14 protein-coding genes and 1 tRNA gene are annotated in these 12,382 nt (G+C 73.1%); 9 read left to right on the forward strand and 6 right to left on the reverse strand.

Annotated features, from left to right (window positions below):
* Positions 1-76 precede the first annotated feature (76 nt).
* Positions 77-2,590, forward strand: a complete 2,514-nt coding sequence (locus ABS735_RS05880) for a phosphoribosyltransferase (RefSeq protein WP_373901768.1) — start codon at positions 77-79, stop codon at positions 2,588-2,590.
* Entirely contained in the window at positions 2,590-3,402 is an 813-nt protein-coding gene (locus ABS735_RS05885; RefSeq protein WP_373901769.1) for an HAD family hydrolase, read from the forward strand. The genes ABS735_RS05880 and ABS735_RS05885 overlap by 1 nt, the downstream gene beginning before the upstream one ends.
* On the opposite strand, the gene ABS735_RS05890 is transcribed toward ABS735_RS05885, so the two are convergent.
* Positions 3,320-4,156, reverse strand: a complete 837-nt coding sequence (locus ABS735_RS05890) for a DedA family protein (RefSeq protein ID WP_373901770.1) — start codon at positions 4,154-4,156, stop codon at positions 3,320-3,322. The genes ABS735_RS05885 and ABS735_RS05890 overlap by 83 nt on opposite strands.
* Before the next feature lie 132 nt (positions 4,157-4,288).
* On the opposite strand from ABS735_RS05890, the gene ABS735_RS05895 reads away from it, so the two are divergent.
* Positions 4,289-5,431 (forward strand): sensor histidine kinase, encoded by a 1,143-nt coding sequence (locus tag ABS735_RS05895; protein ID WP_373901771.1) that lies wholly within the window; start codon positions 4,289-4,291, stop codon positions 5,429-5,431.
* Positions 5,422-6,066: a response regulator transcription factor gene (locus tag ABS735_RS05900; RefSeq protein ID WP_373901772.1), complete on the forward strand. Its 645-nt coding sequence runs from the start codon at positions 5,422-5,424 to the stop codon at positions 6,064-6,066. Before ABS735_RS05895 ends, ABS735_RS05900 begins: the two co-directional genes overlap by 10 nt.
* A 51-nt stretch (positions 6,067-6,117) precedes the next feature.
* Here the strand turns inward: ABS735_RS05900 and ABS735_RS05905 are convergent, their stop codons facing one another.
* The 3 genes from ABS735_RS05905 to ABS735_RS05915 all read right to left on the reverse strand — a co-directional run bounded on the left by ABS735_RS05905 (position 6,118) and on the right by ABS735_RS05915 (position 8,637).
* Positions 6,118-6,339 (reverse strand): FmdB family zinc ribbon protein, encoded by a 222-nt coding sequence (locus ABS735_RS05905; protein ID WP_052842808.1) that lies wholly within the window; start codon positions 6,337-6,339, stop codon positions 6,118-6,120.
* 52 nt (positions 6,340-6,391) lie between these two features.
* Entirely contained in the window at positions 6,392-7,795 is a 1,404-nt protein-coding gene (locus ABS735_RS05910) for a coiled-coil domain-containing protein (RefSeq protein ID WP_373901773.1), read from the reverse strand.
* A 71-nt stretch (positions 7,796-7,866) separates the two neighbouring features.
* Positions 7,867-8,637: a DUF4097 family beta strand repeat-containing protein gene (locus ABS735_RS05915; RefSeq protein WP_373901774.1), complete on the reverse strand. Its 771-nt coding sequence runs from the start codon at positions 8,635-8,637 to the stop codon at positions 7,867-7,869.
* A 229-nt stretch (positions 8,638-8,866) separates the two neighbouring features.
* On the opposite strand from ABS735_RS05915, the gene ABS735_RS05920 reads away from it, so the two are divergent.
* From ABS735_RS05920 to ABS735_RS05930, 3 genes are all read left to right on the forward strand, one after another.
* Positions 8,867-8,941: transfer RNA gene (locus tag ABS735_RS05920), tRNA-Val, on the forward strand.
* Positions 8,942-9,032: 91 nt separating this feature from the next.
* A complete protein-coding gene (locus ABS735_RS05925; protein WP_373901775.1) occupies positions 9,033-9,515 on the forward strand; it encodes a DUF6153 family protein in 483 nt (160 codons plus the stop codon).
* Between the two features lie 81 nt (positions 9,516-9,596).
* Entirely contained in the window at positions 9,597-10,313 is a 717-nt protein-coding gene (locus tag ABS735_RS05930) for a DUF305 domain-containing protein (RefSeq protein ID WP_373901776.1), read from the forward strand.
* A gap of 51 nt (positions 10,314-10,364) precedes the next feature.
* Here ABS735_RS05930 and ABS735_RS05935 read toward each other — a convergent pair whose 3' ends face one another.
* Positions 10,365-10,721 (reverse strand): hypothetical protein, encoded by a 357-nt coding sequence (locus tag ABS735_RS05935; RefSeq protein WP_373901777.1) that lies wholly within the window; start codon positions 10,719-10,721, stop codon positions 10,365-10,367.
* Between the two features lie 116 nt (positions 10,722-10,837).
* Here ABS735_RS05935 and ABS735_RS05940 point away from each other — a divergent pair, with 116 nt between their 5' ends.
* Together ABS735_RS05940 and ABS735_RS05945 are read left to right on the forward strand one after the other, a co-directional pair.
* Positions 10,838-11,371, forward strand: coding sequence for a GNAT family N-acetyltransferase (locus tag ABS735_RS05940; RefSeq protein ID WP_373901778.1), 534 nt, complete (start codon positions 10,838-10,840; stop codon positions 11,369-11,371).
* 4 nt (positions 11,372-11,375) lie between these two features.
* On the forward strand, positions 11,376-11,609 hold the full coding sequence (locus tag ABS735_RS05945; RefSeq protein ID WP_373901779.1) for a DUF2277 domain-containing protein: 234 nt from the start codon (positions 11,376-11,378) through the stop codon (positions 11,607-11,609).
* 34 nt (positions 11,610-11,643) lie between these two features.
* Here the strand turns inward: ABS735_RS05945 and ABS735_RS05950 are convergent, their stop codons facing one another.
* Positions 11,644-12,318 carry a DedA family protein gene (locus tag ABS735_RS05950; RefSeq protein WP_373901780.1) on the reverse strand — a complete coding sequence of 225 codons (675 nt, stop codon included), beginning with the start codon at positions 12,316-12,318 and terminating at the stop codon, positions 11,644-11,646.
* Between the last annotated feature and the right edge of the window lie 64 nt (positions 12,319-12,382).

The following is a 12,382-nucleotide window of genomic DNA, read 5'->3' on the forward strand; positions in this document are numbered from 1 at the left end:
CGCCGGACGCCGAACGCAAGAATCCATGACCGACGCCAGGCCCCGTGCCGCGGCGGACAACGGGAGGCACGAGTACATGACCGAGAGGGCGCACGCCGCGCACGCCGAAGGGGAGGCCGGAGTCTGGTCCGGCAGCTGGGTCGCCGAGCGGCTCGGCGTCGAACTCACCGGCGACGAGGCGCTGACCGGCCTGCTGGGGCTCGCCCTGCGCCGCAACCCCAAGCGGGCGCACCTCCTCGTCTCCAACGTGCTCGGCAAACACGTCCCGCAGTCGCCCTCCGTCGTGTACGGCCACGGCGTCGCCCTCGGCCGACGCGTCCGCGACCTGCTCGGCGCCGAGGCGGCCGAACGCGCGGTCGTCCTCGGCTACGCGGAGACGGCCACCGGACTCGGCCACTCCGTCGCCGACGGCCTGGGCCCCGCCCCGTACCTGCACTCCACCCGCCGCACGGTCACCGGAGTCGCCCGGGCGGGCGGCTTCGAGGAGTCCCACTCGCACGCGACCTCCCACCTCCTGCTGCCGGAGAACCCGGCGCTGCTGGCCGGGGACGGGCCGCTGGTCCTCGTCGACGACGAGTTCTCCACCGGCAACACGGTGCTCAACACCGTCCGCGCCCTGCACGAGCGCTATCCCCGCAAGCGGTACGTCGTGGTGGCCCTGGTCGACATGCGCTCGCCCGCCGACGCGGGCCGGCTGGACGACTTCGCCCGCGAGATCGGCGCCCGCGTCGACCTGGTGACCACCGCATCGGGCACGGTCCGACTGCCGCCGGGTGTGCTGGAGAAGGGGCAGGAACTGGTCGCCCGGCACGAGGCGCCGACCACGGAGCCGACCACGGAGCCGACCGGGAGGGGCCCCGCCGCCGCTCCGTCCGGCTCCGTCGAGCGTGTCGACCTGGGCTGGCCCCACGACGTGCCCGACGGCGGGCGGCACGGGTTCACCGCCGAGGACCGGGGCCGGCTGGAGGGCGCCCTGCCCGGCATGGCGGCGCGCATCGCCGAGGCGCTGCCGGCCGGCGCCCGGCGCGTACTCGTCCTCGGCTTCGAGGAGCTCATGTACGCCCCCCTCCGCCTGGCCCGAGTGCTGGAGCAGACCGTCGGCGGCGACGTCGACGTGCGCTACTCCACCACCACCCGCTCTCCCGTCCTCGCCGTCGACGACCCCGGCTACGCCATACGCACCCGCCTGGTCTTCCCCGCGCACGACGACCCGGCCGACGGCCCCGGCGAGCGCTACGCCTACAACGTCGCGGGCGCCGGTTTCGACGCCGTCGTCGCCGTCGTCGACTCGGCCGCCGACACCCCCGCGCTGCACGCCCCGGACGGACTGGCTGCCCGGCTCGCCGACCACGTCCCCCACGTCCTGCTCGCGGTCGTCCCGTCGTACGTCCCACACGCCTCGCATGCCCCGCAAGCCCCAGAAAGGCCCTCCATGCTGCCCGAGCCGCTGCGCGGCCCCGCATTCTCCTCGTACGCGCCCGACGAGGTCGGCTGGCTGCTCCAGGACCTCTCGGACGTGACGCTGGAGGCGCCGACCGAAGAGCGCGAAGAGGCGATCCAGAGCGGCGGCGCGCACTACGCCGAGTCGCTGCCCGTGGAGTACCAGCCCAGCGAGCAGTACCAGGAACTGTTCCACGCGGCGCTGGAGACGTCCGCCGCCCGGCTGGCGCGCGCCGTCGGCGCCGTCACCGAGATCGTGCTCGCGGAGCGGTCGCCCCGCCCCGTCCTGGTCTCACTCGCCCGGGCGGGCACCCCCGTCGGCGTTCTGATGCGCCGCTGGGCGCGGTTCCGCCATGGTCTCGACCTCCCCCACTACGCGGTGTCGATCGTCCGGGGGCGGGGCATCGACGCCAACGCCCTGCGCTGGCTGGCCGACCACCACGACCCCGCCGACGTCGTCTTCGTCGACGGCTGGACCGGCAAGGGCGCCATCACCCGCGAACTCGCCGCCGCCCTGCGCGACTTCGAGGCCTCCGACGGCGTCACCGGCTTCGACCCGGAGATCGCCGTACTGGCCGACCCCGGCTCCTGCGTACGCACCTACGGCACCCGGGACGACTTCCTCATCCCCTCGGCCTGCCTCAACTCCACCGTCTCCGGCCTGATATCCCGCACCGTGCTCCGCGCCGACCTGGTCGGCCCGCACGACTTCCACGGCGCGAAGTTCTACCGCGAACTCGCCGGCGCCGACCTGTCACCGGACTTCCTCGACGCCGTCTCCGCCCGCTTCCCGGACGTCACGGAAACCGTCGACGCCCAGGCCAAGGACCTCCTCTCCGCCGACCGCACCCCCACCTGGGAGGGCTGGGCCGCCGTCGAGCGCATCAGCGAGGAGTACGGCATCCACGACGTGAACCTCGTCAAGCCCGGCGTCGGCGAGACCACGCGGGTGATGCTGCGCCGTGTCCCGTGGAAGGTGCTGGCCCGGGCCGGCGCCGGCGCCGACCTGGCCCACGTCCGCCTGCTGGCCGAGCAGCGGGGCGTACCCGTGGAGGAGGTCGCCGACCTCCCCTACACCTGCGTCGGACTGATCCACCCCCAGTACACGCGGGGCGCCACCGGCGCCGACGGCAAGGCGGTGACGCTCTGATGCCCGTGCTCGTCGCCAGCGACCTCGACCGCACGCTCATCTACTCCGCGGCCGCGCTCGGACTGACCATGCCCGACCTGCGGGCACCCCGACTGCTGTGCGTGGAGGTCTACGAGAGCAGACCCCTCTCCTACCTGACCGAGACGGCCGCCCGACTGCTGACCGACCTCGGCGACACGGCCCTCTTCGTGCCGACCACCACCCGGACCCGCAAGCAGTACCAGCGGATCAACCTCCCCGGCCCCGCCCCGAAGTACGCGATCTGCGCCAACGGCGGCCACCTGCTGGTGGACGGCGTCTCCGACCCCGGCTGGCACGCACGGGTGACCGCGCGGCTGGCCGACGAATGCGCCTCGCTGGCCGAGGTCCGCGACCACCTGACGAGCACCGCCGACCCGCTGTGGGTGCGCAAGCACCGGGTCGCCGAGGACCTCTTCGCCTACCTGGTGGTCGAACGCGACCTGCTGCCCCAGGACTGGGTGAAGGAACTCGCCGTGTGGGCCGAGAACCGCGGCTGGACCGTGTCCCTCCAGGGCCGCAAGATCTACGTCGTCCCCAAGCCGCTCACCAAGAGTGCCGCCGTGCGCGAGGTCGCCCGCCGCACCGGTGCCGAACTCACCCTCGCCGCGGGCGACTCGCTCCTCGACGCCGACCTGCTTCTCGCCGCCGACCGCGGCTGGCGCCCGGGCCACGGTGAGCTGGCCGACTCCGGGTGGGCGGCGCCGACGATCAGCGCCTTGCCCGAGCGCGGCGTCCTGGCCGGTGAGCGGATCCTCCGGGAGTTCCTGCGCGCGGCGAGCCCGGCTCGCTGAACCCGCCGTCCGGGCCCACCGCCCCGGCACCGCCCCCGGAGCCGAGGCGGCCGTCGTCGTCGGCCGGCGGCCGTATGTCCCGCCGCCCGTCGTGCCCGCGGCCCCGCCTCCGGTGTCCGGCGCCCGGCCGCAGCAGGCGCATGCCGATGAAGACCAGCAGTGCCAGGGCGGCTGCCACGAGGATCACCTTCGAGTAGGTGGAGGCGATGTCCGAGACCTCCGACCAGTTGTCCCCCAGCGCGTAGCCCGCGAGGACGAACACGGTGTTCCAGATCGCACTGCCCAGCGTCGTCAGGGCGAGGAAGACGGGCAGCTGCATCCGCTCCACGCCCGCCGGTACCGAGATCAGGCTGCGGAAGACGGGGATCATCCGGCCGAAGAACACGGCCTTGGTCCCGTGCCGGAGGAACCACGCCTCCGTCTTCTCTATGTCGGACACCTTCACCAGCGGCAGCTTACCCGCTATCGCCACCGTGCGGTCCCGGCCGAGCAGGGCGCCGATCCCGTACAGGGCGAGCGCGCCGATCACCGAACCCGCCGTCGTCCACAGCAGGACGGCGATCAGGCTCATCCGGCCGGAGCTCGCCGCGAACCCGGCGAGCGGCAGGATCACCTCGCTCGGCAGCGGAGGAAAAAGGTTCTCCAGAGCGATGGCGAGACCGGCGCCGGGTGCGCCGAGGGCGTCCATGAGGTCGTTGATCCACTGCGGGGCCGCGCCGCTTTCCACGGCCGGCTGCGCTGCGATGGCTGTCATGACGACCACGCTAGAAAACCGCGGCTGAAGGGACCCTGAGGAAGACCGCATGATCGACTGCGGTACACCACAGGCGGGAATTGCGGTTTTCCGCAGTGTGCGCGGCTGTCGCGCCCGGCTAGCCTCGCGATCATGCGAAACATGGCGCGACGTGCAGTGCGGTGCGGGGTGGGCCTCATCATGGGGACCGCCGCGGCCGCCGTCGAGCTGCTCTTCGCCCTGCTGGCCGGCGTGGTCCTGCTGCCGGTGGCGGCCTGGCCGGACGGGCGCCGTGCCGTACTGCGCCCGGTCCTCGCGGGCGCGCGGATCCTGGCGGAGCTGGAGCGCGGCCGGCTGCGGATGTGGCTCGACCTCCGCGTCACACCCGTGTACGAGGACGTGCGGGCGCTGCGGTACGTCGCCTGCCACTGGACCCTGGGCGTCCTGGGCGGGGTCGTGATGCTGACGGCCGCCATCGGTCTGGCGTACGGCACCTTCGGGCTGTACGGCTGGCTCCTGCTGGACGGCATACGCAACCCCGGTTCGCTGGTCCTGGGCAGTCTGGGCGGCTTCTTCCTCGTGTTCCTCGCCGTGCAGGGAATATTCGGTGTGGCCGGACTGGAGGGGCAGCTGGCGCGGCACTTCCTCGGCCCTCGCCACCAGGAGGAGCTGGAGCGGCGGATCGCCGAGCTGTCCGCCAGCCGCGCCGCGGTCGTCGACGCCGTGAACGACGAACGGCGCCGCATCGAGCGGGACCTGCACGACGGTGTGCAGCAGCGCCTCGTCGCCCTCGGCATGCTGCTCGGCCGGGCCCGCCGCAGTCAGGACGCCGACCGCCGGGACCGGCTGCTGGCCCAGGCCCATGACGAGAGCCGCCGTGCCCTGGACGAGCTGCGCGAGGTGGCCTGGCGGATCTACCCGACCACGCTGGACGAGGCGGGGCTGCGCGCGGCCCTGGAGACGGTGGCCGAGCGGGCGTCCGTACCGGTGGGAGTGGAGTACGACCTCGCCGAGGAGCCCGAGCAGGCCGTCGCGACCGTCGCGTACTTCGTGGTCTGCGAGGCGGTCACCAACGCGGTCAAGCACGCGGCGCCGACCCGTATAAGCGTCGCGGTCAGAGCGGAGGAGGAACGGATGTACGTGAGCGTGCGGGACGACGGCTGCGGCGGGGCGAACGCCGCGGGCAGCGGACTGTTCGGGCTCGCCCGGCGCGTCGCCGCCCTCGACGGCAGCCTCAGCGTGGTCAGCCCGCCGGGAGGGCCGACCCTCGTGGCCGCGGAGCTGCCATGCGGGTGATCCTCGCCGAGGACTCGACCCTGCTGAGGGAGGGGCTGGTGCGGCTGCTGGCGGAGGAGGGCCACGAGATCCTCGCGGCCGTCGGCAACGCCGAGCTGCTGCTGAAGGCGGTCGCCGAGGACCCGCCGGACGTGGTCGTCGCCGACGTCCGGATGCCGCCCACGCACACGGACGAGGGCCTGCGCGCGGCCCTGGAGATACGCGAGCGGTGGCCGGAGGTCGGAGTGCTGGTCCTCTCGCAGTACGTGGAGAAGCGATACGCGACCGAGCTGCTCACCGGAGACACGGAAGGAGTCGGATATCTGCTCAAGGACCGGGTGGTCCAGGTCGACGAGTTCCTGGACGCGCTGGAGCGGGTCGCCGCCGGACGCGCCGCGTTCGACCCGGAGGTGGTCCGTCAGCTGCTCGGCCGCACGACACACACCGACCTGCTCGCCCGGCTCACCGTGCGGGAGCGGGACGTGCTGGCCGAGATGGCGCAGGGCCACACCAACGCGGGTATCGCGCGCCGCCTGCACATCTCGCAGAGCGCGGTGGAGAAACACACCAACGCGATCTTCGACAAGCTGGAGCTGACCGGAGGTGAGGGCTATTCACGCAGGGTGCTGGCGGTGCTGCGCTACCTGGGGAGCTGACGGAGCCGAAGGGACCTGACAGGAGCCGAAGGAGTCCGACGCGAGCCGACCTCAGCCGCAGCAGCCCCCGCCGCAGCAACCCCCACCGCCACCGCCACCGCCCGACGAGGGCGCCGGCGCGGAGGCAGAGCCGCCGACCGCGACCGTCGACAGCAGCTTCACCGTGTCGTCGTGACCCGCCGGACAGGCGGCGGGAGCAGAGGACTCGGCCATGGGACGGCTCAGTTCGAAGGTGTCGCCGCAGCTCCGGCAGCGGTACTCGTAGCGAGGCATGCGCACAGGTTAACCGGCACGGTCGGCCGACGGCCCCGGTCGTCCGAGGTGATCAGTGACCGGCCCCGCGCTCCTCGCGGATCTTGGTGACCACATGGGCCACCGTCTGCCGGACCGCTTCCGTCTCCGTCAGGAAGTGCCAGTAGTCGGGGTGCCGGCCCTCCAGCGTGGTGATCGCCCGTTCCAGCCGGGCCACGGCGTCGTCCAGGGGGCGCGCGTGGCGGGGCTCGGGGGTGTTGCGACCGGACATGGCCAGGCGCTGGGCGTCGCGGATGGCGAAGCGGGTGCGCTCGATCTCCTGCTGCGGGTCCTTCTGCACGGAGTTCAGCTGCCGCAGCCGGTCGCCGGCCGCCGAGACGGCCTCGTCGGTCGAGTTCAGCAGCGCTCGTACCGTCGACAGCAGGGCGGTCGCGTCGGGCCAGCGCTGTTCGCCGCGGGCGGTCTGTGCCTCGGACAGTTTCCGCTCGGCCTGCCGGACCGATTCGGTGGCCTGGTCCGGTACGTGCTGGAGGTCCTGCCAGCATGCGGCGGTGAACCGGCGCCGCAGCTCGCTGAGCACCGGCTCGACCTGCTCAGTGCGGGTGGTCAGCGCCTGGGCGCGGGTGCGCAGCGAGACCAGGCGGTGGTCGATCTCGGCGGCGCGCTCGGGCAGCCGTTCCGCCTCGGCGCGGACCGCCTCGGCCTCCCGGGTGACTCGCTCGGCGCGCTCGAGGGTCTGGGGCACTCCGTGCTGTCCCGCGCCCTGGTTCAGGCGGGTCAGCTCCGGGCCGAGGGTGGCGAGACGGGTGGCGAGGTCGTCCGCCTTCAGACCGGATCCGCGTGCGGCGTCCAGGGCGTTGGAGGCGGCGAGCAGGGCCTGCCGGGCGCGCTCCACGGCGGGTGCCAGCCGGGCCAGCTGGGTCTCCGCCTTGCCGAGGAGGGGGCCGAGGCCCTCGGCGAAGCGGTCCAGTTCCTGCTTGACCCGGCCCAGCTCTGTCTTGGCGGCGGTCAGTTCGGTGCGGGCGCGGGCGGCGGCCGACGCCTCCAGGTCGTCCCGGTCCAGGTCGTGGGCGTCGACGGCGCTGATGTACTGGTGGCTGACCTCGTCGATACGCCGGCCGAGGGCCTCGAAGTCGGTGACCGCGCGTCGGGCGGCGGGGGAGGAGTCGACGGCCGCGATCGTCTCTATCGAGATCCGCAGGTCCCGCTGGGCGGTGTCCAGCTCGTAGAAAGCGGCGGCCGCGTCGTCCTTCGCGGTCTGGGCCTCGGCCCGCTGGCTCTCGGCCCGCCCGCCGAACCAGCGCCGGGTACCGCCCCCGGCGAACGCGGCGGGCAGCGCGAAGACGGCGAGCAGGGGCAGGCCCATCAGGGTGAGCACGTCAGGGACCGCGCCGGTCCGGCGCCGGCGGGAGCGGTGCGGCAGGCGCTGGGCGCGCGCCACCATCGGCGAGTACGGCTGCGATGGTGTCGCCGTCACATCACTCTCCCGTGTCGTCCGTCCTGCCCGGGTTCATTCTCCCACCCGATAGGGACGAACACACGGGTCGGTCAGTTCGCGGTTCGGACGGTGATTCTGCCGTCACCGGACCGGGCGTCGACCACGTGTGCGCTGGCGCCGTCCGTGGGCACGGACACGTCGACCGCGCCGTCACCGGTGTCCGTCGTCACCTTGTACGTGGCCCGGGGCAGTGAGATCGTCACGGAGCCGTCGCCGGTGCGGGATTCCACCTGGTCCGGGACGGTGCCGAGGTCCAGCCGGACCGAACCGTCGCCGGTGTGCGCGCTCACCCGGCGGGAGGAGACCGCGGCACGTACGGAACCGTCGTCGGTACGCAGCTCCAGCGGCCCGGAGGAGTCGGTGACGTGCACGGAACCGTCGCCGGTACGGATGTTCAGCGCGTCCTCGAACCCGCTCGCCCGTACGCTGCCGTCCCCGTCCTTCACCTTGACGGCGACGCCGCGCGGCACCTCGACGCGATGCCTGGCCGCGCAGTCGGCGACCACGCCGGAGCAGTGCATCCGCAGCACCAGCCGGTCGCCGTTCATCTTCCAGGTCACCTTGGGCTCGGAACCGACGGCGACCGACCCGGAGAACCAGCGGGTGACCTCGATCTTCCCGGACGCGTGGTCGTCCGAGGCGACGATCTCCAGCGCGGAGTCGTCGGAATCCACGGTGAGCGTACGGCCCTGGAGGTCGAACGACCGGTGCTCGGGGTCCTTGTCGTCCGAGGCGGAGGCGCAGGCGCTCAGGCCCGCGACGAGAACGGCGACGGCTCCGACGGCGGCGAACACGCGGACGGGAACGGTACGGGCGGGCATGACGGTCTCCCCCTGGAACGGACGACGAGGTGCCGCGCCCGGGGCTCTCCGCGGTGGCGGACACCCTATCTCGGCGAGGCTCTTCGACCGTACGGAGCCCGGGCCCCCGCCGGGATCCGGGCGGCTACCGGATCGGGGGTGGGGTTAACCCCCGGTCCGTCGGCCGGAGCACGGCGCGAACGCGTTTGCCGGGCAGCGCCCCGGGCCATGTAGGCTGTCGACTCGTCCTGGGTGCGTAGCTCAGGGGTAGAGCGCCTGCCTTACAAGCAGGATGTCGGCGGTTCGAAACCGTCCGCGCCCACCAGGACCGGCGCCGTCGTCGGCGCGAAGGCCCCCGGAGTTCTTCCGGGGGCCTTACGCGTGCGGTCGTTCCCGGTCTCCCTAGGATGAGGTCCGTGAGAAGCCCCGAGCAGCACGTCCAGCGACCGCCCGCGCGGTGGTGGCAGGGCGTGTGTGTGCTCGGGCTGCTCGCCGGGCTCCTCGGCATGCACGGGCTGGCGCCGGGCGGCGGCCTCCCGGAGCGCTCCACCGGGCACCCGCACGCGTCGGCGGCGCCGATGGCCGCGTCCACGGACACGGACGCGGACTCGAACTCGGACTCGGACACGCCGTCAGAGGCGTCCCCACCGATGGGTGCGGTCGAGGCGCACGCGGGCTGTCCGCAGGACGACGGCTCCTGCGGCGGTGGACACCTCCGGCACGCCGACGCGGTGTGCGCCTCCGGCGCGGTGAGTGACGGACCGGTGCTGCCGGCGCCCGTCCCCGACCCGGTCCCCGTCGTCGTGGGCGACGGGACCGTACGCGCGTACGCGGTCGACGCACCGGACGGTGCGCGGGCGCCGCCCACCCTCGCCGAACTCCAACTCCTGCGGATATAGACACCGCCCCCGCACCCGCGCTGCCCGAGCGCGGCGTGGTGCAGCGGCATGTCCATCCCCGCTCACAGCAGGAGTTCACGCATGACCAGCACGACCAGCACGACCAGCATCCGTACCCTCACGCGCCGTACCGCCCTGGTGGCGGCGACGGCCACCGCCGCGTTCGTCCTCGCCGCCTGTGGCGGCGACGGCGGCAACGACAGCGGCCGCAGCGCTCACGAGGGCCCGCACGGCTCCGGGTCCGCGAGCGCCGACGCCGGACGCACCGCCGGGAACGAGGCCGGCGAGAACGCGCACAACGCCCAGGACGTCGCCTTCGCGCAGGGCATGATCCCGCACCACCGGCAGGCGCTCGAGATGGCACGGCTGGCCGCGGACCGGTCGGCGTCGCCCGGGGTCGAGGACCTCGCCACGCGCATCGAGAAGGCGCAGGACCCGGAGATCACGACCATGACCGGCTGGCTGACGGCCTGGGGCGAGGAGGTGCCGGAGCCGATGACCTCGTCGGCCTCCGCGGGGGCGACGGAATCGATGCCCGGCATGGATCACTCGGGGCACTCGGGCATGCCCGGGATGATGGACGGCGAGGACATGGCGAAGCTGGAGAAGACCTCGGGCCGGGCGTTCGACACGATGTTCCTGACCATGATGGTCGAGCATCACGAGGGCGCCGTCGAGATGGCCGGGACCGAGAAGGCCAAGGGCCGCTACGCCCCGGCCAAGGCCCTCGCCGATGACGTCATCACCGCGCAGAACGCCGAGATCACCGAGATGAACAAGCTCCTCGGCAAGGGCTGAGTCCCCGGTCGTCCTCGGCCTTCCCCACGGACCCCGCCCGGGTGGCGCTCCTCAGGCGTGCCCGGGCGGGGTCTGCGGGAGCGGGGCCTCGTGGGCGCGTTTCAGTTCCGACCGGGCGCGCACCTGGTCGGGGCCGGTTATCTCCGACCAGTAGCGGTGGGTGCTGACGAACACGGCCAGCTCGCGCTCGCGCTGCCGGAGCTTCTCGACCTCGGCCTGTTCGTCCGCCGACCAGCCGGGCGAGGCCGGGCGCTCGACCTTGCGCCAGCCGTTGTCGTCGCTGAACCCCTCGAGCGGTTCGACGGACCAGGGAAGTCTCTTCAGCAGGGCCGAAAGCTCGGCCCGGACCTGATGCAGTTCCTCCTGACCGGCGAGGAGGTCACTGGGGAAATCATAGGTCGTAGCCACATCCCAATGATACGCCTGTTCGATTTTGAGGCGCGCGTTCCCTTCGGTGGTTCACGCGAAAGGGTGGCCCCGCGGCCGGGGGTCGACTGTCAGACCCCTGCCCTACCGTGAAAGACATGGACGGCGTGGACGAACGGACCGGAGCGGGTGGGGAGCGGGTGAGCCTGGTCCCCTGGGCGGAGGGGGACCTGTGGCTGCTGCGCAGGCTCAACAGCCCGGAGATGACCGAGCACCTGGGCGGCCCGGAGAGCGAGGAAGAGCTCCTGGCCCGGCACCGGCGGTACGTGGAGCAGGCGCCGGGGCGGATGTACCGGGTGATCCTGGCGGACGGCGGCGAGACCGTCGGCTCCATCGGGTACTGGCGGCGGACCTGGCAGGACGCCGAGATCTGGGAGACCGGGTGGGGCGTGCTGCCGGAGTTCCAGGGGCGGGGGCTGGCCGTGCGGGCGGCCCGTGCCGTACGGGAGGCGGCGCGCGCGGCCGGGTCCCACCGGTATCTGCACGCGTTCCCGAGTGTCGACCACGCCGCCTCCAACGCGGTCTGCCGAGGGGCCGGGTTCACGCTGCTCGGGCAGGCCGACTTCGAGTATCCGAAGGGCCACTGGATCAGGTCGAACGACTGGTGCGTGGACCTGGAGAGGGAAGGCTGACGTCATGTGCCGCAGCATCAAGACCCTGCGCCCGCCCGTGCTGGCCGAGGAGGCCACCGAGGACGAGATCAGGGCCGCCGCCCTTCAGTACGTACGCAAGGTCTCCGGTTTCCGCGCGCCCGCCGCGCACAACCAGGAGGTCTTCGAGCACGCCGTCGAGGCCGTCGCCGAGGCCACGGCCGAGCTCCTGGCCGGCCTGGAGATACGGGGAGGCGCCGGCACGCGACGGGCCTCTTGACCCGGTTCGGCGACGCCGCGCGTGGTCCGTGCCGCTACGAGGCCTCGGTCGGCCGGGGCTGGCGGCGCATCAGGTACGCCGCGCCCGCCCCCGCACCGAACAGCGCCACCAGTGACACTCCCGTCGCCAGCCAGCTCGCGCCCAGCCACTGGCCGCCGAAGTAGCCGAGGGCGACGCTGTAGGCGGCCCAGGCCAGCCCGGCGAGGGCCGACCAGGGGAGGAACTCGCGGATCCGGCGATGGGCCGCGCCGGCCACGAGCGAGACGACCGAGCGGCCGGCCGGGGCGAAGCGGGCCAGGACGACGAGGGCACCGCCGCCGCGGGCCAGGGCACCGCCGAGACGTTCCTGCGCGGTGGTCAGCCGCCGGGAACGGGCGATCGCGCGGTCCAGGCGTGCCCCGCCGCGCCAGGCGAGGCGGTAGACGGCCAGGTCACCGATGACGGAGGCGGTGGCGGCGCAGAGCGTCAGGACGAGGATGTCCGGGACGTCCTGCGGAACCCGTCCGGCGGCCGCCGCTCCCGAACCGGCGGCCGCCGCCGTCGCCGCCGTGATCACCAGGACCCCGCTCGGCAGCACCGGCAGGAAGATGTCGAGGAGCACCGAGACGGCCACCAGCGCATAGATCCATGGGCTGCTGACCAGCGACCCGATGCTTCCCAGACTCTCGACCACCACTACTCCCCGATACTCCCCCGTGGGCCGGGCCATGCCGCGAAACGCGGGGACGGCAGGAGCGGCCAATGACAGCCATACAGCGTACGCCCGGGGTGTG

The organism is Streptomyces sp. MMCC 100 (assembly GCF_041538145.2).
Lineage (GTDB): Bacteria > Actinomycetota > Actinomycetes > Streptomycetales > Streptomycetaceae > Streptomyces.

Bases quoted from the DNA above. Each gene is read 5' to 3' on its own strand.
- ABS735_RS05880 (WP_373901768.1), top strand. From the start codon at position 77: ATGACCGAGAGGGCGCACGCCGCGCACGCCGAAGGGGAGGCCGGAGTC.
- ABS735_RS05885 (WP_373901769.1), top strand. From the start codon at position 2,590: ATGCCCGTGCTCGTCGCCAGCGACCTCGACCGCACGCTCATCTACTCC.
- ABS735_RS05895 (WP_373901771.1), top strand. From the start codon at position 4,289: ATGCGAAACATGGCGCGACGTGCAGTGCGGTGCGGGGTGGGCCTCATC.
- ABS735_RS05945 (WP_373901779.1), top strand. From the start codon at position 11,376: ATGTGCCGCAGCATCAAGACCCTGCGCCCGCCCGTGCTGGCCGAGGAG.
- ABS735_RS05900 (WP_373901772.1), top strand. From the start codon at position 5,422: ATGCGGGTGATCCTCGCCGAGGACTCGACCCTGCTGAGGGAGGGGCTG.
- ABS735_RS05905 (WP_052842808.1), bottom strand. From the start codon at position 6,339: ATGCCTCGCTACGAGTACCGCTGCCGGAGCTGCGGCGACACCTTCGAA.
- ABS735_RS05950 (WP_373901780.1), bottom strand. From the start codon at position 12,318: ATGGCCCGGCCCACGGGGGAGTATCGGGGAGTAGTGGTGGTCGAGAGT.
- ABS735_RS05940 (WP_373901778.1), top strand. From the start codon at position 10,838: ATGGACGGCGTGGACGAACGGACCGGAGCGGGTGGGGAGCGGGTGAGC.
- ABS735_RS05915 (WP_373901774.1), bottom strand. From the start codon at position 8,637: ATGCCCGCCCGTACCGTTCCCGTCCGCGTGTTCGCCGCCGTCGGAGCC.
- ABS735_RS05890 (WP_373901770.1), bottom strand. From the start codon at position 4,156: ATGACAGCCATCGCAGCGCAGCCGGCCGTGGAAAGCGGCGCGGCCCCG.
- ABS735_RS05930 (WP_373901776.1), top strand. From the start codon at position 9,597: ATGACCAGCACGACCAGCACGACCAGCATCCGTACCCTCACGCGCCGT.